This is a genomic window from Vibrio sp. D173a, from assembly GCF_030248475.1.
This window is the reverse complement of record NZ_JAHGAH010001279.1, coordinates 1-693: the sequence shown is the minus strand read 5'-3', so window position 1 is coordinate 693 and position 693 is coordinate 1. Positions and strand designations below refer to the sequence as shown.

General features: G+C 45.3%; 1 protein-coding gene and 1 pseudogene. Both read right to left on the bottom strand.

Annotated elements, in window-relative coordinates; translation table 11 throughout:
• The coding region (locus KIV40_RS32840; RefSeq protein ID WP_285353558.1) for a threonine/serine exporter family protein at window positions 1-421 on the bottom strand (421 nt) is incomplete at its 3' end.
• Between the two features lie 117 nt (window positions 422-538).
• Window positions 539-693, bottom strand: a pseudogene (locus KIV40_RS32835) (GTPase ObgE); the annotation flags it as partial.

The following is a 693-nucleotide window of genomic DNA, read 5'->3' as shown; positions in this document are numbered from 1 at the left end:
TAAACACATGCCAATCACCGCCAGCGAGACGACTGAATGAGGCGCAAGAGAGACCAATCATTAAAACGACTAACCATCGGTTATAACGCTCTGGACTAATGTCGGAAATCTTTTTCTGAGCAAGATCGGCATCAAGGATTCCCTTCTCCATCATAATGCAGATTCGCTGAATATCAGTGACCACTTGCATGTTGATGCCACGGTCAGCACGGCTTCTGGTTGTGGTGATACAGTGATCACCCATGACTGTCGTGACGACTAATGCGTTGGCAGAGAGTGCGACTTCAACTTCATCGACACCTGATGCCAATCCAATTCGACGCATGATGTCCCCAACAAGAGTGCTCTCTGCACCGTGTGCTAACAGCATTTGTCCTGATTGAGCGACCAACCTTGATACCGCTCGTTGTTTTGATGCCATGATATCCTTCCCATTGGCGTTAATACTTAAGGGGTAAATTTTGCCCTAATCCACAAATCTGAATCTAGATACAAAAAAACCGCAATTCTCATTGCGGTTTTTCTTTAATCGTTCAGATTAGTCACGAACGTAGATAACATGACCGTCATCTTCTTCGTCATCCCAATCGTCCCAATCATCATCAGTCACAACATTTTTGCCGCTCATCGCGTCTTTGTGGTAATCGTCCCACATGAAGTCGACTTTCTCTTCTTCAGTCACTTCTTCCTCTT